Source organism: Streptacidiphilus jeojiense (assembly GCF_000719095.1).
Classification (GTDB): Bacteria; Actinomycetota; Actinomycetes; order Streptomycetales; family Streptomycetaceae; genus Streptacidiphilus; species Streptacidiphilus jeojiensis.
Map to the genome: position 1 here is coordinate 146449 of NZ_JOEH01000004.1, position 20108 is coordinate 166556.

Genomic DNA, 20108 nt, shown 5'->3' on the forward strand with positions numbered 1-20108 from the left:
CGGCGTTCCTCCAGCGTTCGTGGGCGTGCCGGGTCAGGACGCCGGGGGAGCGTCGGTGGTCGGGAGCCGAACGCCGTGCTCGGCGAGGTCGCGCTCGCAGCGCCGCAACAGCGCGGTGCTGCCGTGGTCCGAAGCCATCCGGGCTGCTTGGCGCAGCCGGGAGACGGTGGCGGCCGGATCGCTGTCGTGGGCGGCGCGCATCCGCACCACCTCGGGCAGCCACCACAGGTCGTCCCGGGCCTGCCCGCCGACGAGGGCGGCGTCCAGCGTCGCCCGGGCGGCGTCCGGCCGGTCGTGCCGCGTCGACAGGTCGGCCAGCAGCGACAGCCAGTACGGCATGCGGGCGAACGACCCTTCCGCCCTGAGGTTGCGGACGCCGCGTCGGGCCAGGCCGATCCCTGACCCGTCCGTACGGGACCAGCCGTCGAGAATGAGTCCCCACTCCCGGTAGTAGGCGAAGCCGTACCGCTCGCACAGCTCGCGCAGTTCGCCGACGGCGTCCCGCAGCGCGGGGAGGTCGTGGCGCATCTGGTGGGTGACGCTGCCGTACGCCAGGGCCACGGCCAGGTTGTACGGATGCCCGATCTCCCGGGCCAGCCCGATGGCGTCGCGACAGCTCGACCGGGCCTGCTCGTCGTGGCCCAGCAACCAGTGGGCATGCGCGGCGAAGGCCCTGCTGTGCACGTCGGGACGGGTGCCGACGCTCAATGAGACGGCTCCGCTGGTCAGTTCGGCGGCCAGTTCCAGGTGGCGGAGCCCTTCCGTGGGTCTCCCGAGGCTCACCGCCGAGCCGCCGACACCGAAGTGGGCCGGGCCGCTCAGCTCGGAGTCGGCGCCGACGAGGCTCAGCGCGCGGGCGGCCGTCCGGTATCCGTCGGCGGTGCGCCCCTGCACGAACCGTGATGCCCAGAGACCGGCCAGGCCGGTGAGCAACGAGTCCTTGCGGCCGAGGGATTCCGCGAGGGTGATCGAGCGCTCCAGCGCCTGCTGCAGCTCCGGGGACGAGTAGCCGTGCCTGGCGTTGAGCGGTGCCGCCATGGCTTCGAGGACGGCGAGCTCCTGCGCGTCCCTGCTTCCTCCCGCGGGCAGGCCGTTCACGAGGGACAGCGCCTCCCGGTGCAGCCGGATCGCCTCGGTGTGGGCGAACCTGCCCGCTGCGACGTCGGCTGCCCGCCGGTAGTAGGCCACCGCCTGCTCGGTCCGGCCGCCGCGGGCGTACTGCTCCGCGAGCTGAGCCGAGACCAGGTCCGTGTCGGCGGAGTGGAGCAGTTCGAGGCCCTGGGCGATGCGCCGGTGCAGCAGCCAGCGCCTCGGTGGGCTGATCTGTGCGTATGCCGCTTCGCGGAGCAGATCATGGGCGAAGTCGTAGCCTTCTCGGAACTCGCTCACGATCCTGCGCCGCCACAGTTCGTCGACCGCTCCCACCACGGCATCGGCTTCGAGGTCGCTCGCCTCGGTGAGCAGGTCGAGGGTGAAGTTCGTCCCCACCGCCGCGGCGAGGCCGGCCACCTCCTGTGCCGTCGCACTGGCCTGCTCGAGACGGTGGCGCAGTACTCCGGTCAGATCGCCGACGGCCAGGACGCCACGACCGAGATCGATGCTGCTCCGTACTGCCTCGATGACGTGCAACGGGAATCCACCCGTCGTCGCCTGGAGCAGGCCGGTGTCGGCCTCGTCGAGCCGACGCCCGGAGATCGCCTCGGCGAGACGTGCTGTGTCAGCCGGCTCCAACGGGCTGAGTGAGAGCTCGGTGAGCAGTCCGGTGGCCCGCATCCTGACGGTCCAGTCCACGAGTTCCGGATCCTCGTCGAGGTTGTCGTTGCGCAGCGTCCCGGCAACGAGGATCGGGGCGTCGGGGGCCAGTCCCAGGCAGAACGTGAGGAACGTCAGCGTCTCCTGGTCGCACCACTGCACATTGTCCAGGATCAGCAGCATCGGGCGGCCGACAGCGATCAACGCCCGTGCCAGACCTTCGAAGAAGCGGTGGCGCCGCCAGACGTCCACCATCGCGCGCGCACCGGTCTCACGTTCGCCTTCGCGTTCGCGTTCCGCTGGGTCTCCGGACGGCACGAGTCTGCCGACCTCGGCGCGCCAGGCCGGGTCGAGCGACTCCGAGGCCGACTTGACCGCCGGATGTCGTACCCAGTCCGCCACGGGCGCCAGTGCCAGCTGGCGCGACGTACCGAAGCACTGGGTGCCGGCCACCACCGCGCCCTGCAGGCGCGCTGCTTCGGCGACCTCGGCCACCAGGCGGGTCTTCCCGACGCCGGCATTGCCGCGGACCAGGGCGAGACCGGGGCGGCCGGCCGCGGCGGTTCGCCACAGGTCCTGAAGCAGGCCCAGTTCCCGGGCCCGTCCGACGAGTTGTGCTGCGGCGTACCCGGAGCGACCGACGGCGGCCTCGACCGTCGGCGGCCTCGCGTCCGCCGGACCCGCGCCGACCGTCAGGCGCTGGAGCGCCTGCCTCGTCGCCGGGTCCGGGGCGAGGCCGAGCTCACGGTCGAGGACCGATGCGCAGTGGTGGTACGTGCTCACGGCGCCGGCACGGTCCCCCAGGTCGGCCTGCAACTGCATCAGGGTGCGGTAGCCGACCTCCTCCAGCGGCTGCAGCCGGATGCGGTGGCGGGCGGCCTCCACAGCTCCGGTCAGGTCGCCCCGTCGTGCTCGTGTCTCACAGATCAGATCGCACAGGCCCACGCACTGGCGCTCGAGCTCCGACCTGACGTCGAGGAGCCAGTCGTCGTACACGCCGGGCAGGAGTTCACCCCGGTACTCGGCAATGGCCGCGGAGGCGTGCGCGAGGATCCCCTCGCTGTCCTTCGCCGCTGCTGCCGCCAGGGCGGCGCTGCGCTCGCTGTCGAAGACGAGTACGTCGACACGGCACGTCCCGGTCTGACACCAGCTCAGACTCCTTGGCGTCACGACGAGCGCGGGCTCGTCGCCGAGGACGTGACGCAGGTGGTGGAGCTCGCGTCGCAGGTTGGTCAGCGCCTGTGCGTCCGTCGACTCGGGCCAGAACAGTCCGGCGATGCGCTGCCGGGGCTGGGGCGATCCCGCATGGGCCACCAGAAAGGCGACGAGGGCGAGCGCGCGGGACGAACGCGTGAGCACGGTGCCGGCCGGGACATCGGTGATCGCCTGCTGCCCCAAGAGACTGACGTGCAGCATCAGGCCGCGCCTCCTGACCTCTCGGACTGGACGCACCGGCCCGTCCGTCTACCAAGGTAGCGGCGGGCGGCGGGCGGGCCCATGCTTCGACCCGGCGCAGGACCGCCGCCCGCGACGGGAGGGGAGCAATCGGCTGGTGCAGTAGGGCAGAGGTGTGTGGATTTGTTCGCCCGGGGATGTCGAGGGGCGCGGGGTGGCTCCGACTCCTTGTCGAGCAGCCCCGCAGGGGGCGGAACCCGACGCTAGGAGCAAGGACATGAAGTACCTCCTGATCATGCAGGTCAACAAGGAGATCCTGGACGGCCTCTCGGAGGAGGAGCAGAAGTTTGTCATGGAGGGCCACGGCGGGTTCATGAAGACCATTCAGGACTCCGGGGAGTTCATCCTCACCCAGGCGCTCGGCGCTCCGGCGGAGTCGACCGTGGTCGCCGGAACCGGCGGTGCGCCTGCGGTCACCGACGGGCCGTTCATCGAGGCCAAGGAGTTCATGGGCGGCTTCTACCTGGTCGACTGCGCGAGCAAGGAACGCGCGGTCGAGATCGCCGAGCTCATCCCGGACGCCCGGATCAAGGGCCTGTCGATCGAGGTCCGCCCGGTGGTCTTCTCGGCCGGGGCCGGGCTCTGACCGGTCGCCCTTGAGCGGACGGGACCGGGGAGGGCGCGGGGAGGGCCGGGAAGCTGTGTCAGCAGGTTCCCGGCCCCCTTCGCGGTCAGGCCTGCGGGGCCGCAGGGGTGATCTCGCGGGTCTCCTGCCTCACTTCGGTGAGGTCGTCGATCGGGACCTGCGCGCGCCAGGCGTGACGGCCTGCGGAGGCCAGGCCGAGTCGGGCGGCCTCTTCGGCGTTCCCGCTGGTCAGTGCGAGGGTGGCGACCCCGTCGGCGCCGGCCAGGACCTCGAAGTCGCTGTCGCGCCAGGAGGCCAGCATCCGTCGGTAGGACACCGAGTCGCACTGCCCGAACTCCAGTGCGCGGGACATCATCGTGCCGTCGTCGGCGGCCCGGTAGACGGTCGCCTCGCCCGGGTTGGGGCCGAAGTCCGCGAGGTAGGCCGACCCCTGGAAGGTGACGACCAGGCCGCGCGCGGTGCTGCCTGCCGGAGGGGCGGCGACGGGGCCGGAGGTCAGCCCCGTCTCCTTGGCAGCGGGGAAGGACTGCCAGCCGGTGTAGCGGCCCGGGTAGCGGGCCAGTGCCTTCTCGGAGCCTTCGCCGCCGTCCTCGGCGAAGTGCCAGATCTCGGCGCCGACCGGTACGTCGGTCAGCTCCAGCCAGTACTCCGGGACGGCCGCCGGTGCGTACTTGGTGTAGCCGGTGCCGAGGAAGGGCTCGGGGAGCACGAGCGTGGAGTCGAGCCGGGCTGCACCGGCGGTGGTCTGGCCACCGAAGGACGCCTGGAACAGCGCCGGCCAGTGCGTCTGGAAGCGGAGCACGAACAGGCCGTCGCCGGTGGGGAAGTTGGCTTCGTCCTCGGCCAGGCCGTGGAAGGCCCGCGCCTGAGCCCCGGACTCGGCGGCCACGACGTCCACCAGGCGCGAGCAGAGGCCCCACATCAGCGATGGCTCGAACGCACCGGGGACGACGGTGTTGCCCAGGTACTGGCCGGCGAGCTGACGGGTGATCGGGAGCTGGATGACGGTGCGGGGGGACAGGCCGGCGGTGGGGGTGGTCATTGGGATTGCTTTGCCTTCCAGGCCGCGAGCAGGTCGTATCGATCTTCGGTGAGGTCGGTGACCTCTTCCAGGGGAAAGTCGCCCTCGTATTCGATGGCGCCGGTCCGGGTGAGGTACTTGTCGGCGAAGGCTGCCCCCTTGGCGCCCTGGTAGTAGCCGTTGATCCGGCCGTCAACGAGGCCGCCACTGGAGAACAGCTCGCCCTTCCAACGGAAGGTCCAGCTGGCGGCGTACCACGCCGTGACGTCGTGCGGGTCCACCAGATACGAGCCGGCGGGTCCTTGCGGATCGGGCGCCAGTCCTTCCGGCACGGGGTCGTCGCTGTCCACACGGAGCGTGATCATCGGTGCTCGGTCGTCCACCAAGGCTCGGTAGAGATGCCCCTGGAATTCGGCGAACCGCCCCGGTCCGTACTTGCGTGCCTTAGCCATTTGCCTTCGTCCAGATCTCTCCGTTGTAGCGGGCTGCGAGGGACTCCCCGCCGTCCGGGGTCATTCTCCAGATTTCGGCGCCCCTCGGGATATCGCTGCGGACGGCGTCCCACTCGGGGATTCCTCCGCCGGTGTATCCGGTCCCGGTGAAGGGGTCGTGCCAAGGCCTTCCGGCAGTGCTTGCCCCTGCAAGATCCGCGACGTGCTGGGCGGCCACGGGATCGTCCACGGCGCCGAAGGTGGTTGAGGCCTGCAGGTTCTTCGGTGCCTGCAGTCGCAACTGGTATGCCTCCCCGGCCCCCTCGGGGATGGGCGTCCAACCGGCGCCCTTGTCGTCGAGGGAAAGTGCGTCACGCAGCTCGGCGGGGGTGGTGAGGCCGGCGGTGTCGGTGCCGCGGGCGATGGAGCCCCCGAACAAGGTCGGGTCGAACTTGTCCCCGTTGGGCAGATGTTTCGCGTTCTCCAAGTACGACTTGGCGATGTCCGGGCTTAGGACCTTGGTGACGATCTGGCCGTCTGCGATCTTGATGCTGTTGCGGACGTCGACGACCTGTTGGATCTGTTCGTCCGTCAGGTCGTTGGTGGGGCTGGTGCGGAGGCGGTCGTGTTCGGTGCGGTCCAGGCCGCGGGCGTTGAGCTCCTGGTCGATCTGGGTGTTGAAGTCGGGGGAGTCGTGCAGGGCGTCGCGGCCCAGCTGGGGTGCCCCGGCTTCGAGGTCGGGGGCGGCGCCGGAGTCCAGGGCCTGGGAGATCCGTGAGCCGCCGCTGCCCGGTTCGGACGGCTTGGGCTCGGTCAGTGGGTCGTCCTTGGGCATCTTCGAGCGGAAGGCGTCGGAGAGCTCCTGCTCGTTGGCCGCGTGTTCGGCGAGGTTCCTGGTGCCCTTCTCCACCGTCGAGTCGACCAGCCCGGCGTGCTTCTCCGCGATCTTCGGCAGGCTCTTCTCCGCATCCGCCTTCAGTGCGTGGAAGACCGCCTTCTCCTCTCCGCCGGCGCTCATCAGAAGGCCAGCCCGGCCATGCCGCTGCGCAGCACCTGGGCGTGGCCGCGGAGGGTGTCCGCGTGCCCGCTCAGTACCTGCAGGTGCGCTCCGGCGGTGCCGTGGTCGATGGAGAAGCCCTCGCCGAGGTCGCTCCCGCCGCCGGCGGCGCCGCTCTGCGACCAGTCCAGCCCCGACATGGCCGCCTCGACCTTGGCGAAGAGCGGTTTGGCGGCGGCCTCGATGACCTCGCCCATGATGTGCTGGATGATCTGCTGCTTCAGCGTCTCCAGCAGCTTCTTCCCGGTCCCGATGATCACCGGGACGGCGGCCTCCGCCAGCCCGAACGTGGCCACCGCCGCCGCCTGGTCGGCGACGAACGTCGCCGCCATGGCGACGAGCTCGGCCACCGCTTCGACCTTCTGGGCGACGATGTAGTCCGCTGCCAGGTCCAGTGCCTCGGCGAGGAGGCGGCAGCCCTCCACCAGTTCCTGGGTGTGCTGGGCGGACATCTTGGTCCAGCCGGACTGCATCTGCCGGGTGGCCGCCCCCTGGTAGGCCTGCGCGAAGTTGGCCATGGCCGCGGTGGCGTCCTGGTGCGTGGTCTCCACGGCCTGGCCGAACTGCCGGACCATGCCGGCGAAACGGCGCACCTCGTCCTCGTTGAGGTAGGGCCAGGGGACGCCGATGACATTGAGGAAGGTCACCACCGGGCCCGGTAGATCGTCGGCAGCCAAGTTCCGCCCCCGTGTGTGCTGGGATGCTTTCCGATGATTCGTGCTCGGACACGGACCCTACCCGGAACCGGTGACGGAAGGTGACAGCGGGTTCAGGGAGTGCTCTCGGGGAGGCCGAGGAAGTCGGCCATCTCCTCGACGGTGTGGGCGAAGAAACCGTCGGCGGGGGTGACCGATCCGACCAGGTGACCGAAGAGCTCGAAACTGATCATGCCGAAGAGCTGGGTCCAGGCGACCAGTCCGCGGCTGAGGACGCCGGCGTTGACCTCCGGGGCGACCTGGGCGGCCAGGGCGGAGACCTGTTCGGCGAGGATCCCGCGCAGCGGGCGGACCGGGGTGGCCAGCTCGACCCGGTCGGCGCCGGCGCGCAGCACCTCGATCAGCGCCAGCGCGACGCGTGCGGCGGGGGCGACCGTCTCGGGCGGGGCGGCGTAGCCGGGCACCGGGGTGCCGTAGAGGAGTGCGTACTCGTGCGGGTGCTGCTGCGCCCAGCTGCGGACGGCGCCGGACAGGGCCCGCCACATGGCCCGGGGGTCCCCGGGCGGGGCGGTGGAGACGGCGTGTTCGGCGCGCTCGCCCAGGGCGTTGTAGGCGTCGATGATCAGCGCGGTGAGTAGGTCGTCCCGGCTGGGGAAGTAGCGGTAGAGGGCGGAGGACGCCATGCCGAGCTCGCGGGCGACGGCGCGCAGAGAGAGGCGCTGGGCGCCCTCCTCGGCGAGCTGCCGGCGGGCCTCCTTCTTGATCTCACGGGTGAGCTCCTCACGGGCCCGCTCACGCGCGGTTCGGATTGCTGCTGCCATGCCGGAGAGTCTGCCACAGTCGAGAGCGCCGCACCCGTGCGCGTGCGTTGAACATATTCGAGAGCAGTGCTCTTGACAGTGTGCGCCGACCGCGCAATAGTCGTACCAGGCAAACGAGAGCACTGCTCTCGAAAGAGAGCCCCGTCCGCACCACTGTCCATGAGGAGCACATCATGAGCACTGCCACTGCCAACGACACCGCCGCCACTGACGCCGCGACGTCCCGCCTGGTCACCCCGCAGGGCCGGATGATGGTCACCATGGACCGGATCACCCGCAAGGTGATGATCTGGCTGACCAACCGGGGCATCAGCGTCCTCGACTCCCGCGTGCTGGCCGTCCGCGGCCGCAAGAGCGGCGAGTGGCGCACCACCCCGGTCAACCTGCTGACCCTCGACGGGGAACGCTACCTGGTCGCCCCGCGCGGCCACACCCAGTGGGTGCGCAACATGCGCGCCGCCGGCGGCGGTGAGCTGCGGCTCGGCCGGAAGGCCGAGGCCTTCGCCGCGGTCGAGCTGGCCGACGCCGACAAGCCGGTCGTGCTGCGGCACTACCTCAAGCGCTGGGCCTGGGAGGTCGGCTACTTCTTCGACGGCATCACCGCCGACTCCCCGGAGTCGGAGCTGGAGCGCATCGCCCCGGGATTCCCGGTCTTTCGGATCACCGCCGCCTGAGCCGGACCGCACCGGTCACGAATCGAGAAGCGCCGCCACCGGGACCGACCTAGGGTGACCGTCACGGACATGAGCACGGCCCGCCCGACCTGATGGAGTCACGATGAGCAAGGCCACGAGGACGGCCCCGGTGTCGCCGAAGTCGCCGGAGTCCCCGACGTCCCCGGTGTCGCACGCCGCTGACAGCCACGACCTGATCCGCGTGCTCGGTGCGCGCGTGAACAACCTCAGGGACGTGAGCATCGAGATCCCGAAGCGTCGGCTGACGGTGTTCACCGGTGTCTCCGGCTCCGGCAAGAGCTCGCTGGTCTTCAGCACCATCGCCGCCGAGTCGCAGCGTCTGATCAACGAGACCTACAGCGCCTTCGTGCAGGGGTTCATGCCGACACTGGCGCGGCCCGAGGTCGACGTCCTGGACGGGCTGACCACCGCGATCATCGTGGACCAGCAGCGGCTGAGCGCCGACCCGCGCTCCACGGTCGGAACCGCCACCGACGCCAACGCGATGCTGCGCATCCTCTTCAGCCGGCTGGGCACCCCGCACATCGGCTCGCCGAAGGCGTTCTCCTTCAATGTCGCCTCGATCAGCGGGGCGGGGGCGGTCACCATGGACCGCGGCGGCCGGACCGTGAAGGAACGCCGCGAATTCGCCATCGTCGGCGGCATGTGTCCGCGCTGCGAGGGCCGGGGCTCGGTCACCGACATCGACCTGACCGCGCTGTACGACGACAGCAAGTCGCTGAACGAGGGCGCCCTCACCATCCCCGGCTACAGCATGGACGGCTGGTTCGGCCGCATCTTCACCGGCTGCGGCTTCTTCGACCCGGACAAGCCGATCCGCAGGTTCACCAAGCGCCAGCTGCACGACCTGCTGCACCGTGAGCCGACCAAGATCAAGGTCGACGGCATCAACCTGACCTACGAGGGCTTGATCCCGAAGATCACCAAGTCGATGCTGTCCAAGGACGTCGACTCGCTGCAGCCGCACATCCGGGCGTTCGTGGAGCGGGCGGTCACTTTCTCGGTGTGCCCCGACTGCGAGGGCACCCGGCTCAACGAGGCGGCCCGGTCCTCGCGGATCGGCGGGACCAATATCGCCGAGGCGTCCGCGATGCAGATCAGCGACCTGACCGCCTGGGTCCGCGGCCTCGACGAGCCCACAGTGGCGCCGCTGCTCACAGCGCTGCAGCAGATCCTCGACTCGATCGTGGAGATCGGGCTCGGCTACCTCTCGCTGGACCGGCCGTCCGGCACCCTCTCCGGCGGGGAGGCCCAGCGCGTCAAGATGATCCGCCACCTCGGCTCCTCGCTCACCGATGTCACCTACGTCTTCGACGAGCCGACCATCGGCCTGCACCCGCACGACATCAGCCGGATGAACGACCTGCTGCTGCGGCTGCGGGACAAGGGCAACACGGTGCTGGTCGTGGAGCACAAGCCGCAGACCATCGCGATCGCCGACCATGTCGTGGACCTCGGCCCCGGCGCGGGCACCGGCGGCGGCACCATCTGCTTCGAGGGCGGCGTCGAGGGGCTGCGGACCAGCGGCACCGTGACCGGCCGTCACTTCGACGACCGGGCCGCGCTGAAGGAGAAGGTGCGGACGCCCACCGGCGCACTGGAGCTGCGCGGGGCGTCGGCGCACAATCTGCGGGACGTGGACGTCGACATCCCGCTCGGGGTGCTGGTCGTGGTCACCGGTGTCGCCGGCTCCGGCAAGAGCTCGCTGGTGCAGGGATCGTTGGTGAAGGCGGCGCCCGGCGAGGGTGTGGTGTCCATCGACCAGGGCGCGATCCGCGGCTCCCGGCGGAGCAATCCGGCGACGTACTCGGGGCTGCTCGACCCGATCCGCAAGGCCTTCGCGAAGGCCAACGGCGTCAAGCCGGCGCTGTTCAGTGCCAACTCCGAGGGCGCCTGCCCCAACTGCAACGGCGCCGGCGTGGTCTACACCGACCTGGCGATGATGGCCGGGGTCGCCACCACCTGCGAGGAGTGCGAGGGCAAGCGGTTCCAGGCATCGGTGCTCGACTACCACCTCGGCGGCCGCGACATCAGCGAGGTGCTGGCGATGCCGGTGGCCGAGGCCGAGGAGTTCTTCGGTGCGGGCGAGGCCCGTACCCCGGCCGCGCACGCGATCCTGCAGCGGCTCGCCGACGTCGGGCTCGGCTACCTCACCCTGGGCCAGCCGCTCACCACGCTGTCCGGCGGCGAGCGGCAGCGGCTCAAGCTGGCCGCGCACCTGGGTGAGAAGGGCGGCGTCTACGTCCTGGACGAGCCGACCACCGGCCTGCATCTGGCCGACGTCGAGCAGTTGCTCGGCCTGCTGGACCGGCTGGTCGACTCGGGCAAGTCGGTGATCGTCATCGAGCACCACCAGGCCGTCATGGCGCACGCCGACTGGATCATCGACCTCGGTCCCGGGGCCGGTCACGACGGCGGCCGGATCGTCTTCGAGGGCACCCCCGCCGACCTGGTCGCCGACCGCACCACCCTCACCGGTGAACACCTGGCGGAGTACGTCGGCGGTTGAGCCGCCCCGATGCGACCTGCCTATGGCACGATTCCGAGAGTGACCGGCAAACCCGACGAGACACAGCGCCTGCGCGACCTGGTGCGGCTGCGCCGGATCCGTGACCGGATCGACCGGGAGTACGCGCAGCCGCTGGACGTCGAGGCGCTGGCCCGCGGCGAGCACATGTCGGCGGGGCATCTCAGCCGTCAGTTCCGGTCGGCCTACGGGGAGTCGCCGTACAGCTATCTGATGACGCGTCGGATCGAGCGGGCGATGGCGCTGCTGCGCCGCGGCGACCTCAGCGTCACCGACGTCTGCTTCGCGGTGGGCTGCTCGTCGCTGGGCACCTTCAGCACCCGCTTCACCGAACTGGTCGGCATGCCCCCCAGCAGCTACCAGCGCCAGGCAGTTGACGGAGTCTCCGGAATACCGTCCTGCGTGGAGAAGCAGGTGTCCAGGCCGGTGCGGCACAAGGAAGCACCTACCGGCGAGGCCGGTTAGCGGTGGCTGCTGGGACCGGGCAACCTTTTCCGGCGCCGGGACCACTGAGGGATGACCCCCGTCCCTTCCCGCGCACTGGAGATCCGACCCATGAGTCCCGTCCCCGACTCCATCCTCGACCCGCTCCCTGACCCGGTCCCCGGCCCCGGCCCGACCCCGGGTACCGGTCCCCGGCACCGGCTGCTCCGCCGTCCGCGCCGTCTCGCGGCCGTCGGCATCGGCACCGTCACCGCACTGGTGGCCGCCGGGGCGCTGGTGCACGGCGCCGACGCCGCCACCATCACCAAGGGCACCGGGTACAACTTCGGCTCCGGCTACTCGGCGATCAACGGGAGCTTCACCTCGGTCACCGCCAACTGGATCCAGCCGACCGCCGTCTGCACCGGGGGCGACCAGCAGACCGGCTTCTGGGTCGGGCTCAGCGGCGCGGGCACCATCGCGCAGACCGGCACGGCCGCCAACTGCAACGGCACCACGCCCGACTACTACGCCTGGTGGGAGATGTACCCGGCGGCCGGTGTGCCGATGACCGTGAAGACCGCGCCGGGCGACCACATCCACGCTTCGGTCACCTACCAGGGGAACAACGTGTTCACCCTGAAGCTGGCCAATGTCACCCAGGGCTGGACGAAGACCGAGACCGAGACCCAGGTCTCCACCGGCGGCACCCCCACCTCCGCCAATGTCATCGTCGAGGCCAACTCCGACACCGGTGCCGCAGGTTCGTCGGGCAATGTCACCGACTTCGGCTCGGTGACCTTCGGCGGTGCCACCGCCAACGGCCAGAACCTCGGCAACTTCGACCTGTGGACCGGGAACCTCCAGGACATGAAGGGTGTCCAGGAGGACTCGATCTCGGGCCTGACCGGCGGCCGCCTGTTCACCGCCACCTGGTTGAGCACCGGCTGACCGGGAGGCGCGTCCGGGCCGCGGCCAAGTACCGTGGCCAGGACCGCCGCCATGGCGGCCCACCTGACGGCGGACAGTGCCACGACAGCCGAGGAGCAGCGCCATGCCCGGGACCCACCAGTACGAGGTGACCGTGGTCTGGACCGGTAACACCGGTTCCGGCACCAGTGGTTACCGTGACTACGAGCGCTCGCACCGGGTGGACGCCGCCGGCAAGCCGTCCGTCCCCGGCAGTTCCGACCCCTCCTTCCGGGGCGACCCGGAGCGCTGGAACCCGGAGGAACTGCTGGTGGCGTCGCTGTCCCAGTGCCACATGCTGTGGTTCCTGCACCTGTGCTCGGCGGAGGGCGTCGTGGTCACCGAGTACAGCGACCGCCCGCGCGGCACCATGGTCGAGACCGCGGACGGGGGCGGCCGGTTCGCCGAGGTGGTGCTGCGCCCGACGGTCCGCTTCGCCGCCCCCGAGCAGGAGGCCCGGGGCGACGCGCTGCACGAGCGGGCCCACGGGCTCTGCTTCATCGCGAACTCGGTCAACTTCCCGGTCCGCTGCGAACCGGTCCGGTCCGGTCCCCGCCCGTCGTGACCTCGACGGACTCACGTTCCGCTGCGGACGCCTCCGAGGCCTGCTCCGAGGCCTGCTCCGGTGCCTGCTCCGCCGCCTCCAGGGCCAGCCTCGGCAGGATCCGGTCCAGCCTGCGCGGCAGCCACCAGTTGGCCGGCCCGATCAGGTGCATCGCCGCCGGGACCAGCACCGTGCGCAGGACGAAGGCGTCCAGGGCCACCGCCGCCGCCAGGCCCAGGCCGAACTCGGCGACCGGGCGCTGCCCGCTGAGCAGGAACGAGGCGAAGACGCAGATCATGATCGCCGCCGCGGCGCTGACGACCCGTCCGGCGGCACGCTGACCGGTGTTGACGGCGCGTCGGTTGTCCCCGGTGCGGATCCACTCCTCGTGCATCCGGCTGACCAGGAACACCTGGTAGTCCATGGAGAGCCCGTAGAGGATGGCGAACATCACCACCGGGATGAACGGCTCGATCGGACCCGCGCCGCCCACCCCGAGCGGTTCGGAGAGATGGCCCCACTGGAACCCGGCCACCAGGATGCCGAAGGTGGCACCGGCCGCCAGCAGGTTCATCACCGCGGACAGGGCCGGTACGCCCAGGCTGCGGAAGGCCACCGTCAGCAGCAGGAAACCGAGTCCGACCACCACCGCGACGAACCAGAGGATCTTCCCGGAGATGACCCGGGTGAAGTCGTCCAGGGTGGCTCCGTAGCCGCCGAGGTAGATCACCGTTCCGGTGGCGGCCTCGGCCCGGGGCTCCGTCACGGTGCGCAGCCGGTGCAGCAGGTCCGCGGTCGGTGCGGACTGCGGCGCGGTGCCGGGGACCACCTGGACCACCCCTACGGTTGATCCGGGACGCAGCGGCAGCGCGGTGGCCGAGGCGACGCCCGGGGTGGACCGGGCGGCCGCGGCCACGGCGTCGAGGGCGGCCCGGTCGTCGGGGCGGGGAGCGTCGACGACCAGTTGCACCGGGCCGTTGAAGCCCGGCCCGAAGCCCTGCGACAGCAGGTCGTAGGCCTGGCGGGTGGTGCTGCTGGTCGGGTCGTTGCCCTGGTCGGTGATGCCCATCCGGATCGAGCCCAGCGGGATCGCGAGCGCGGCCATCAGCACCACGGCGACCAGGGCCAGCGCCCGCGGCCGCCGCTCCACCACCCGGGCCCAGCGGGCCCAGCCGGGGTTGGTCTCCGGGCCGGCGGCGGTGCGGCGTCCGCGCCGTCCGAGCACCCGGCGTCCGAGAAGGCTGAGCAGCGCGGGCAGCAGGGTGACCGCGGCGAGGACGGTGAACACCACGGTGACGGCGGCCGCGACCGCCAGCCCGTCCAGGAACGACTGGCCCAGTGAGAACATGCCGAGCAGCGCCACGGTCACCGTCGCCCCGGCGAACAGCACCGCGCGGCCGGAGGTGTTCATCGCGGTGACCAGCGCCTGCTCCGGTGCCAACCCCGACCGCAGGCCGCTGCGGTGGCGGGTGACGATGAACAGCGCGTAGTCGATGCCGACGCCCAGGCCGATCAGGGCGCCCAGGGTCGGTCCGAAGTCGCCGATGGCGACGGCATGGCTGAGCAGTGCCACGGTGGCCAGGGCGGCACCCACTGCGGCCACCCCCAGCACGATCGGCAGCACCATGGTGAGCAGCGAGCCGAAGGCCAGGAAGAGCACCACGGCCGCGGCGGCCACCCCGACCAGGGCGGCGTTGGAGAGCGGGCTCTGCTGGGCGTTCTGGACGGCGCCGCCGCCCAGTTCCACCCGCAGCCCGTCCTGCCGTGCGGACTGGGCGGTCCGGATCACCGCCAGCACGTCGGCCTTGGGGATCTGCGCCGCCGGCCGGTCGAATCCGATCTGCGCGTAGGCGATCCGGGAGTCCCGGCTGATCTGTGCCGCACCCCGGGCGTCGTAGGGGCCGGTGACACCGGTGACCGAGGGCAGGTGGGCGATCCGGTCCAGTACGGCGTCCATCCGGGCCACCACGGCCGGGTCGCGCACGGTGCCGGTGCCGCCGGTCCGCTGCCAGACCACGGTGTCGGTGTCCCCGGCCTGGGCCGGGAAGTTCTGCTGGAGCAGGGCGGTGGCCCGGGCGGACTGGGTGCCGGGGAGGCTGTAGTCGTTGTTGTAGGCGCTGCCGACCACCTGCGACGCCCCCATCAGGGCGACCAGGGCGGCCAGCCAGATGAGCAGGACGGCGAGGCGGTGCCGGTGGCACCATCGCGCGAGGGTGGACATGGAAGGTCCCATCCGTGGGGCGGTCAGGGTGATGTGACGGTCAATCAGAGCGCGGCCGCCGCCGTCGGGTTGAGCACCACGGGGGCGGCGGCCGCTATGTCACGATCACAGGCCGGCGGAGTCGCTGTCGTCCTCCACCGGCGGGCCGCCGCGGCTACCGCGGGCGCGGTAGCGCGCCGCCCACCCGGACCAGACCGGTCTCGTAGGCGACGACGACCAGTTGCGCCCGGTCCCGGGCGCCGAGCTTGGTCATCGACCGGTTGACATGGGTCTTCACGGTGAGCGGGCTGAGGTGGAGGGTGTCGGCGATCTCGTCGTTGGTGAGTCCGGTGGCGACCAGGGCGAGCACCTCCCGCTCCCGGTCGGTCAGCGTCTCCAGCCGGACCGGGGAGGTCTCCACCGCGCGTTCCGGCTGGGCCAGGAAACGGGAGATCAGACCCTTGACCGCGTTGGGCGACAGCAGTGCCTCCCCGGCGGCCACCAGCCGTACCGCGTCCAGCAGTTCATGGGCGGCGGCGCCCTTGCCGAGGAAGCCGCTGGCTCCGGCGCGGAGCGCCTCCACCACGTAGTCGTCGATCTCGAAGGTGGTGAGGATCAGCACCCGCACCCCGGCCAGGTCCTCGTCGGCGCAGATCAGCCGGGTGGCGGTGAGCCCGTCCAGTCCCGGCATCCGGATGTCCATCAGCACCACGTCGGCGCGGCGGTCCCGGGCGAGCTCCACCGCCTCGTGCCCGTCGGCGGCCTCGCCGACCACCTCCAGGTCGGGGGCGGAGTCGAGCAGCACCCGGAAGGCGTCCCGGAGCAGCGCCTGGTCGTCGGCGATCAGCACCCGTACGGTCACAATGCGAACTCCCCCTGTCGTATCGGTAGTTCGAGGTGCACCTGGAAGCCGCCGTCGTGGTGCGGACCGGCCACGATGGTGCCGCCGAGCGCAGCGGCGCGCTCCCGCATGCCGACCAGGCCGTGGCCGGTGGTGTTGGGATCGGTGGCGCCGTGGCCGATCGTGCTCTGGCCGGTGGTCCCGGGATCGGTGCTGCCGGGATCGGTGGCCTCCGGCGGCGGTGTGCCCCGGCCGTTGTCCCGGACGGTGACCCGGAGCCGTTCCGGGTCGTAGCCGATGCGGACCTCGACGGCGGACGGCCCGGCGTGCTTCCTGGCGTTGGTCAGCGCCTCCTGGACCACCCGGTAGGCGGTCAGGTCCACCGCGGCCGGCAGTTGCCGCACCGCCCCCTCGGTGACGGTGACCACCCGCAGCCCGGCGCTCTCGCAGTCGTCGGTGAGTTCGTCGAGCGACCCCAGGCCGGGCAGCGGATCGGTGGGGACGGCGTCCTCGGGGCGGCGCAGCAGTCCGACGGTGACCCGGAGTTCGTCCAGTGCGGCCCGGCTGGCCCGCTGGATGTGGCCGAGGGCGGACTTCGCCTGCTCCGGCTGGGCGTCGATGATGTGGGCGGCGACCCCGGCCTGCACGCTGACCAGCGCGATGTGATGGCCCAGCACATCGTGCAGCTCGCGGGCGATCCGCAGCCGCTCCTCGGCGACCCGGCGCAGCGCCTCCTCCTCGCGGGTGCGCTCGGCGCGTGCCGCACGCTCCTCCACCTCGGCCAGGTAGGCCTGCTTGTTGCGCACCGCGTCGCCGCTGGCCACCGCGAGGGCGAGCCAGGGGACCGGGAGGAAGTCGGTGGAGCTGAACGGGTCGTCGGCCTGCGCCGCCATCACCGTCCCCACGATCAGCAGGGTGGCCGCCACCGCCGCGTACACCGCGAACTTCCGCCCCACCAGTCGGGCCACCGAGAACAGCGCCACCGCCACCGCGATCAGCACCGGGCCGTAGGGGTTGCCGGCGCCCAGGTACACCCCCACGCCGACGCAGACCGCGGCCAGTACCGCGGCCGGACGGTCGCAGCGCCAGGCCAGCGCGGCGCACACCAGCACCGAGGGTGCCAGGAACAGGGGCGCGCCGAGGCGCCCCGAGGAAGCGCCCTGGGCCAGGACCAGGGCGAGGATCGCCGCTCCCGGGCCCGCCCGGCGCAGTGAGCGACGGATCTCCACGACTTCACCGTAGGCGGCAGCAGGCGGCGGTCACATCATCCGACGGCAGGAGCGCCCGGATACCACGGTTGCGGTAGGCGGGACTCCCGTCCGCCGTTGCGGTCACATCCGGTGGTCCGCGGGCGACAGGGCGGTGAGGGAGTTCAGTCCTGAGAAGGGAACGCAGATGAAGATCGTCGTCTTCGGCGCCAACGGTCCGACCGGCCGGCAGGTGGTGCAGCAGGCACTCGACGAGGGGCATGCGGTGACCGCCGTCACCCGACGGCCCGAGTCCTTTCCGCCCGGCGGCCCGCTGCTGCGGGTGGTCGGCGCGGACGTGTACGACCCGGTCGCGGTCAAGGAGGCGGTGGCGGGGCAGGACGCGGTGGTCTCGACGCTCGGGGTGCCGTTCGGGCGCAACCCGGTCACGGTGTACTCGGTCGGGCTCACCCACATCACCCGGGCCATGGCCGGGCACGGCGTGGCCCGGCTGGCCTGCGTCACCTCGACCTCGGTCTCGGGGGAGGAGTCCCCCGGCGAGGGGCTGTTCTTCCGCAAGGTGCTGGAGCCGTTCATCGTCGGCTACGTGGGGCGCACCGTCTACGAGGACATGCGCCGCGGCGAGGAGGTCGTCAGCCGCAGCGACTGCGACTGGACCGTGGTCCGCCCGGCCGGGCTCTTCGACGCCCCGGCCGTCAGCCGCTACCGGATGGCCGCCGGGCCGCGGCTGCCCGGCCGGTTCACCTCGCGCAGCGACCTGGCCAACGCGCTGCTGCGCCAGGTCGTCGACGGCCTGGACCCGCGCGCGGTGGTCGAGGTGCGCACCGAGCAGGGGACGCCGAGCTTCCTCGACATCATCCGCAACGAGGCGATGGGCGGGAAGAAGAAGGAGAAGCAGGGGGCGACGGTGGCGGAGGGGACGGCCTAGGCGCCCTCAGCGCGGTGTGAACCGGGCCGCGAGCACGGCGACGTCGTCCTCGGCGTCGGTGCCGTAGCCCATCAGCCGCTCCAGGAGGTCGTCCAGCAGCTGGTCCAGTTCTGGGTCGTCCGGGAGTTGAAGCTCCGTCAGCCGTTGCAGCGAGCGGTCGATGTCCTCGCCGCGCCGCTCCACCAGGCCGTCGGTGTACATCAGCAGGGTGTCCCCGCCGACGCACGGCCGGGTGAACGAGGCGTAGCCGCCCTGCCCGGTGCCCAGCGGCGGACCGGGCGGCACGTCCACCAGCCGCACCCGGTTGCCCCGGTCCACCACCGCGGGCGGCAGGTGGCCGGCGCTGGCGTAGGTGCAGGTGCCGTGCCGGGAGTCGACCAGGGCCAGCAGGCAGGTCGCCGGACGCTCCCCGGCCACCCGGGCCATCAGCGCGTCCATGCGCCGCAGGATCTCGTGCGGCGGCAGCCCCTCGTCGGCGACCACCCGCAGCATCGCGCTGTAGTGGCTCATGTCCACGGCCGCCGCGACGCCGTGGCCCATGACGTCGCCGATCACCAGCAGGGTCCGCTCCTGGGACAGCCGGACGCTGTCGAACCAGTCCCCGCCCACCAGCGCGCTGGTGCCCGAGGGCAGGTAGCGGGTGGCGATCTCCAGGTCCGGGTGCGGATGGCTGGGACCGGACAGCAGGGCGCGCTGCAGCTGCAGCGCGATGTGGTGCTCGCGGGTGTAGCGGCGGGCGTTGTCCAGACTGATCGCGGCGCGCCCGGCCAGGTCCTGGGCGGTGACGACGTCCTGGTCGGTGAAGGCGGGGGAGCCGCCCGAGCGGACCATGGTGAGGGTGCCCACCGGCGCCCCCCGCGCGGAGAGCGGGATCACCATCGCCGAGTGGATGCCCGCCTCCCGGTAGCGGGTGACCCGCTGCGGGTCGGGTGCGGAGCGGCTCAGCGCCTCGTCGTTCGGCAGGTTCTCCACGATCGGCCGGCCGCTGGCCAGGCAGCGGGGGATGGCCGATCCGGGCTGGTAGTCCACGTACTGGCCCGGGGCCTCGAAGGCCCGCGACCGCTCGCGCAGCCGCGGCAGCACCGCCATCGCCGCGCGGCGCAGCCGCAGCACCCCCGGGGGCGGCGGCCGCAGCTCGGTGGTGCCGTCCACCGGGATCACCTCCACCGTGGCGATGTCGGCGACATCCGGCACCAGGAAGGAGGCCAGCTCCTCGCAGGTGGTGTCCATGTCCAGGGTGGTGCCGATCACGGTGGCGGCCCGGTCCAGCATCGACAGCCTGGCCCGGGCCTCCTCCAGGTCGCGCTGCTGCTCCCGGGCGTCGGTGACCTCCAGCACGATGCCGATGACGCCCAGCACCTGGCCGTCGTCCTCGATGCGGTGGTACGCGCCGTGCCAGTAGCGCCGCTCCCGGTCGGATCCGGCCCTGGTGTGGCCGCTGGAGGTGACCTCCCTGGGGATGCCGTCGTCCAGCACCTGGCGCAGTACGTCCTCCCTGGCGTCGATGCCCGGCACCACCTCGCCGATGGTGCGGCCGAGGTGCTGCTCCGAGGGCACCCCGTTCATCAGGGCCAGGGTGGGGTTGACGTAGGAGTAGCGCAGCTCGCGGTCCAGCACCGCGACGCCGGCCGTGGTGCCGTCCAGCATCTGCCGCAGGATCTCCTGGGCCAGCGGCGAGGAGGCGTCGCTCAGCACGGCGGACGGTGCACGACGACGGCCGGCCGCGTTCCGGGAGCGGACCTGCCGCGATCGGACTGCAACCGGGTACAGCTCTCTCGGCCGAGCACTGCGGATCCCTCCTCGCCATCGGATGCCGCCTCACGGTAACCGAACCACCCGCGACCAGCGCTTCTGGCTCGCGGAAAAGCCCGGGAAGCCCGGCAGCCGGGTCTGCTACGGTCGGCGGGCCGGCCGCGGGACTACGGTGCGACTTCCGGAACGTGCCTATGAAGCAATGATTCGCAGTTCGTGCCCCCATTCCCCGGCCGGCACCC

The 20108-nt window shown here is 71.6% G+C and carries 17 protein-coding genes; 7 read left to right on the plus strand and 10 right to left on the minus strand.

All coding sequences use genetic code 11. The annotated features are described in order from the left end of the window. Nucleotides 1–33: 33 nt before the first annotated feature. Entirely contained in the window at nt 34–3168 is a 3135-nt protein-coding gene (locus tag IF29_RS0105615) for an ATP-binding protein (protein WP_030250414.1), read from the minus strand. A gap of 256 nt (nt 3169–3424) precedes the next feature. Here IF29_RS0105615 and IF29_RS0105620 point away from each other — a divergent pair, with 256 nt between their 5' ends. Next, the gene (locus IF29_RS0105620) at nt 3425–3793 is read left to right on the plus strand and encodes a YciI family protein (RefSeq protein ID WP_030250418.1); all 369 of its coding nucleotides are present in this window, start codon (nt 3425–3427) and stop codon (nt 3791–3793) included. Nucleotides 3794–3878: 85 nt separating this feature from the next. On the opposite strand, the gene IF29_RS41605 is transcribed toward IF29_RS0105620, so the two are convergent. The 5 genes from IF29_RS41605 to IF29_RS0105645 all read right to left on the minus strand — a co-directional run bounded on the left by IF29_RS41605 (nt 3879) and on the right by IF29_RS0105645 (nt 7779). Further along, nucleotides 3879–4835 (minus strand): hypothetical protein, encoded by a 957-nt coding sequence (locus tag IF29_RS41605; RefSeq protein WP_037594414.1) that lies wholly within the window; start codon nt 4833–4835, stop codon nt 3879–3881. Beyond that, nucleotides 4832–5266, minus strand: a complete 435-nt coding sequence (locus IF29_RS0105630) for a hypothetical protein (RefSeq protein WP_157623621.1) — start codon at nt 5264–5266, stop codon at nt 4832–4834. The genes IF29_RS41605 and IF29_RS0105630 overlap by 4 nt, the downstream gene beginning before the upstream one ends. Further along, complete coding sequence (locus tag IF29_RS0105635; RefSeq protein WP_030250422.1) at nt 5259–6263, minus strand: hypothetical protein; 1005 nt, start codon at nt 6261–6263, stop codon at nt 5259–5261. Before IF29_RS0105635 ends, IF29_RS0105630 begins: the two co-directional genes overlap by 8 nt. Next, nucleotides 6263–6979 carry a WXG100-like domain-containing protein gene (locus tag IF29_RS0105640; protein WP_030250423.1) on the minus strand — a complete coding sequence of 239 codons (717 nt, stop codon included), beginning with the start codon at nt 6977–6979 and terminating at the stop codon, nt 6263–6265. Before IF29_RS0105640 ends, IF29_RS0105635 begins: the two co-directional genes overlap by 1 nt. A gap of 92 nt (nt 6980–7071) precedes the next feature. After that, complete coding sequence (locus IF29_RS0105645) at nt 7072–7779, minus strand: TetR/AcrR family transcriptional regulator (RefSeq protein WP_030250425.1); 708 nt, start codon at nt 7777–7779, stop codon at nt 7072–7074. Nucleotides 7780–8027: 248 nt separating this feature from the next. Between IF29_RS0105645 and IF29_RS0105650 the strand changes: the two genes are divergently transcribed. The 5 genes from IF29_RS0105650 to IF29_RS0105670 all read left to right on the plus strand — a co-directional run bounded on the left by IF29_RS0105650 (nt 8028) and on the right by IF29_RS0105670 (nt 12958). Next, nucleotides 8028–8453 carry a nitroreductase family deazaflavin-dependent oxidoreductase gene (locus IF29_RS0105650; protein WP_030250427.1) on the plus strand — a complete coding sequence of 142 codons (426 nt, stop codon included), beginning with the start codon at nt 8028–8030 and terminating at the stop codon, nt 8451–8453. 103 nt (nt 8454–8556) lie between these two features. Then, nucleotides 8557–10983, plus strand: coding sequence for an ATP-binding cassette domain-containing protein (locus IF29_RS0105655; protein ID WP_030250430.1), 2427 nt, complete (start codon nt 8557–8559; stop codon nt 10981–10983). A 39-nt stretch (nt 10984–11022) separates the two neighbouring features. Beyond that, entirely contained in the window at nt 11023–11466 is a 444-nt protein-coding gene (locus IF29_RS0105660) for a helix-turn-helix transcriptional regulator (protein WP_030250432.1), read from the plus strand. A gap of 90 nt (nt 11467–11556) precedes the next feature. Beyond that, nucleotides 11557–12375 carry a G1 family glutamic endopeptidase gene (locus tag IF29_RS43230; protein WP_051724936.1) on the plus strand — a complete coding sequence of 273 codons (819 nt, stop codon included), beginning with the start codon at nt 11557–11559 and terminating at the stop codon, nt 12373–12375. Between the two features lie 103 nt (nt 12376–12478). After that, nucleotides 12479–12958, plus strand: a complete 480-nt coding sequence (locus tag IF29_RS0105670; protein ID WP_030250438.1) for an OsmC family protein — start codon at nt 12479–12481, stop codon at nt 12956–12958. On the opposite strand, the gene IF29_RS0105675 is transcribed toward IF29_RS0105670, so the two are convergent. From IF29_RS0105675 to IF29_RS0105685, 3 genes are all read right to left on the minus strand, one after another. Then, on the minus strand, nt 12906–15158 hold the full coding sequence (locus IF29_RS0105675; RefSeq protein ID WP_051724937.1) for an MMPL family transporter: 2253 nt from the start codon (nt 15156–15158) through the stop codon (nt 12906–12908). The two genes, IF29_RS0105670 and IF29_RS0105675, sit on opposite strands and share 53 nt — an antisense overlap. Nucleotides 15159–15312: 154 nt before the next feature. Next, complete coding sequence (locus tag IF29_RS0105680) at nt 15313–15999, minus strand: response regulator transcription factor (RefSeq protein ID WP_030250442.1); 687 nt, start codon at nt 15997–15999, stop codon at nt 15313–15315. Beyond that, nucleotides 15996–17207 (minus strand): sensor histidine kinase, encoded by a 1212-nt coding sequence (locus IF29_RS0105685; protein WP_051724938.1) that lies wholly within the window; start codon nt 17205–17207, stop codon nt 15996–15998. Before IF29_RS0105685 ends, IF29_RS0105680 begins: the two co-directional genes overlap by 4 nt. A gap of 166 nt (nt 17208–17373) precedes the next feature. On the opposite strand from IF29_RS0105685, the gene IF29_RS0105690 reads away from it, so the two are divergent. Then, complete coding sequence (locus IF29_RS0105690; protein WP_051724939.1) at nt 17374–18114, plus strand: NAD(P)-dependent oxidoreductase; 741 nt, start codon at nt 17374–17376, stop codon at nt 18112–18114. A gap of 6 nt (nt 18115–18120) precedes the next feature. On the opposite strand, the gene IF29_RS0105695 is transcribed toward IF29_RS0105690, so the two are convergent. Then, nucleotides 18121–19809: a SpoIIE family protein phosphatase gene (locus tag IF29_RS0105695; protein WP_269664981.1), complete on the minus strand. Its 1689-nt coding sequence runs from the start codon at nt 19807–19809 to the stop codon at nt 18121–18123. Nucleotides 19810–20108 lie beyond the last annotated feature (299 nt).

What these genes read in the sequence shown, in the direction of transcription:
- IF29_RS0105615 (WP_030250414.1), bottom strand. Translation starts at nt 3,168, where the DNA reads ATGCTGCACGTCAGTCTCTTGGGGCAGCAGGCGATCACCGATGTCCCG.
- IF29_RS0105620 (WP_030250418.1), top strand. Translation starts at nt 3,425, where the DNA reads ATGAAGTACCTCCTGATCATGCAGGTCAACAAGGAGATCCTGGACGGC.
- IF29_RS41605 (WP_037594414.1), bottom strand. Translation starts at nt 4,835, where the DNA reads ATGACCACCCCCACCGCCGGCCTGTCCCCCCGCACCGTCATCCAGCTC.
- IF29_RS0105630 (WP_157623621.1), bottom strand. Translation starts at nt 5,266, where the DNA reads ATGGCTAAGGCACGCAAGTACGGACCGGGGCGGTTCGCCGAATTCCAG.
- IF29_RS0105635 (WP_030250422.1), bottom strand. Translation starts at nt 6,263, where the DNA reads ATGAGCGCCGGCGGAGAGGAGAAGGCGGTCTTCCACGCACTGAAGGCG.
- IF29_RS0105645 (WP_030250425.1), bottom strand. Translation starts at nt 7,779, where the DNA reads ATGGCAGCAGCAATCCGAACCGCGCGTGAGCGGGCCCGTGAGGAGCTC.
- IF29_RS0105650 (WP_030250427.1), top strand. Translation starts at nt 8,028, where the DNA reads ATGATGGTCACCATGGACCGGATCACCCGCAAGGTGATGATCTGGCTG.
- IF29_RS0105655 (WP_030250430.1), top strand. Translation starts at nt 8,557, where the DNA reads ATGAGCAAGGCCACGAGGACGGCCCCGGTGTCGCCGAAGTCGCCGGAG.
- IF29_RS43230 (WP_051724936.1), top strand. Translation starts at nt 11,557, where the DNA reads ATGAGTCCCGTCCCCGACTCCATCCTCGACCCGCTCCCTGACCCGGTC.
- IF29_RS0105670 (WP_030250438.1), top strand. Translation starts at nt 12,479, where the DNA reads ATGCCCGGGACCCACCAGTACGAGGTGACCGTGGTCTGGACCGGTAAC.
- IF29_RS0105675 (WP_051724937.1), bottom strand. Translation starts at nt 15,158, where the DNA reads ATGTCCACCCTCGCGCGATGGTGCCACCGGCACCGCCTCGCCGTCCTG.
- IF29_RS0105690 (WP_051724939.1), top strand. Translation starts at nt 17,374, where the DNA reads ATGAAGATCGTCGTCTTCGGCGCCAACGGTCCGACCGGCCGGCAGGTG.